Raw genomic sequence first — 2,303 nt, 5'->3', positions numbered from 1 at the left:
GAATTCCATCTCCTTGACATGCTTCACATCGTCCACCTTTCACATTGAATGAAAAACGACCCTTGTCATATCCAAGCATTTTCGCCTCTTTTGTCTGCGCAAATAAGTCACGAATATCATCAAAAACGCCTGTATAAGTAGCTGGATTTGAACGTGGTGTTCTACCAATTGGATCTTGTCCAATTTCTACAATTTTATCAATATTTTCAATACCTTGAATTTCTTTACATGCACCCGGTTTGATTCTTAAACGACCTAGGGCATGTTGTAACCCATGTGTTAAAACTTCTGTAACTAATGAAGATTTTCCACTTCCAGAAACCCCTGTGACAACCGTAAATGTTCCTAACTTAATCGTTACATTTACATTTTTTAAGTTGTTCTGGCTAGCTCTTACTACTTTTAATTTCTTTCCATTCCCCTTACGACGTGTCATAGGTACTTCAATTCTTTTACGTCCACTTAAATAAGCTCCCGTAATCGAATTTTCATTCTGCATAATTTCTTCTGGTGTTCCAGCCGCAACAATTTGACCACCATGAACACCGGCACCAGGACCAACATCTACAATATAATCACTTGCACGCATTGTATCTTCGTCGTGTTCTACGACAATCAAAGTGTTTCCTAAATCTCGCATATCTTTTAAAGCACCAATCAAACGATCATTATCTCTTTGATGTAATCCAATACTAGGTTCATCTAAAACATACATAACCCCAGTTAAACGTGATCCAATCTGTGTTGCCAAGCGAATACGTTGCGCTTCCCCTCCAGATAGAGTAGATGCTAAACGATCCAGTGTTAAATAACTTAGCCCGACATGATTTAAGAATGAAAGGCGATTTTTTATTTCTTTAATGACCAATTCTGCAATCTTAGCTTGTGTTGGCGTTAATTCTAATTCATTCATAAACTGAATGGCTTCTTGAATACTCATTTGTGTCCATTCATAAATATTTTTTCCACCAACAAGTACAGATAGAGCTTGTTTATTTAAACGTGCCCCATGACATTTTGGACATTGAGCATCTGCCAAAAATGATCCATACCATTCACGAGACATAGTTGAAGTTGTTTCCATATATCTTCTTTCGATCATAGGACAAACACCTTCAATATATTCAAACTTTGTTGAAACCGTACCAGAACGAGAATTCAATTGATATGCGATTGGCACATCTGAACCATATAATAAATAATTTAATTTCTTTTTAGGTAAATCCTTGATGGGTGTGTCCATATCAATCTCATAATATTTAATTAAAGCATGAATTCGTTGCCACTCAAGATTTTCTGTATTCACAATATTTTTGTAATAATGAATACCGCCTTGCGCAATTGATTTTGTATCATCTGGAATTAATAAAGACAAATCCACCTTTTGGGTAATACCTAAACCTTTACATTCTGGACATGCTCCAAATGGTGCATTGAATGAAAATAATTTTGGTTCTAATTTAGGTACGGAAAAGCCACAAATTTTACATGCATAATTGCTAGAAAATAAGGTTTCTGATTCATTTGTTAATAAAATAGCCAAACCATCACTTAATTTTAATGCGGTTTCTAACGAATCATGAAAACGTGAACGATCGTCATTTTTTACAATTCGATCTACAACAACATCGATCGTATGTTTTTTGTTTTTATCTAAAGGCTCAAGTTCTTCAAGATATTTGATTTCGCCATCAATACGGACACGGATATATCCTTCTTTCATTAACTTTTCTATTAAATCCTTATGAGTGCCTTTTTTCCCTTGTATAACAGGGCTTAAAATAGTACATCTAGTTTTATCAGGCAATTCCATGATTTTATCAATCATTTCCTTAATTGTATTTCCAGTGATTGGAATGTGGTGGTCAGGACAATAAGGGACTCCTATACGTGCATATAATAGACGTAAATAATCATAAATCTCTGTAACAGTTCCTACAGTAGATCGTGGGTTGTTAGATGTTGTTTTTTGATCAATCGCGATGGCTGGTGATAATCCATCAATTTGGTCAACATCTGGTTTTTCACTATTTCCTAAAAACTGCCTTGCATAAGCAGATAAGGATTCCATATATCGACGTTGTCCTTCTGCATATATTGTGTCAAAAGCTAAAGAAGTTTTTCCACTTCCTGAAACACCAGTCATGATGATTAATTTATCTTTTGGTATTTTTAAACTTATATTTTTAAGGTTGTTTTCACGAGCACCTTGTATTGTTATATACTTTTGGTTCATAATAAACCTCCTATGCACACTATTATACCATAAACATTTGTTCATTATTTGTGAAATAATATGCAAG

Annotated in this window: 1 protein-coding gene; it reads right to left on the bottom strand. The window is 34.5% G+C overall.

Annotation, left to right across the window (positions count from 1 at the left end):
• Nucleotides 1–2,236: excinuclease ABC subunit UvrA (uvrA, locus tag EUBIFOR_RS09965; protein ID WP_040466473.1), on the bottom strand; the 2,236-nt coding region annotated here is incomplete at its 3' end.
• Between the last annotated feature and the right edge of the window lie 67 nt (nt 2,237–2,303).

It is taken from the genome of Holdemanella biformis DSM 3989, assembly GCF_000156655.1.
Classification (GTDB): domain Bacteria; phylum Bacillota_I; class Bacilli_A; order Erysipelotrichales; family Erysipelotrichaceae; genus Holdemanella; species Holdemanella biformis.
The sequence above is the reverse complement of the archived record's forward strand: the minus strand, read 5'-3'. Positions and strand labels throughout refer to the sequence as shown.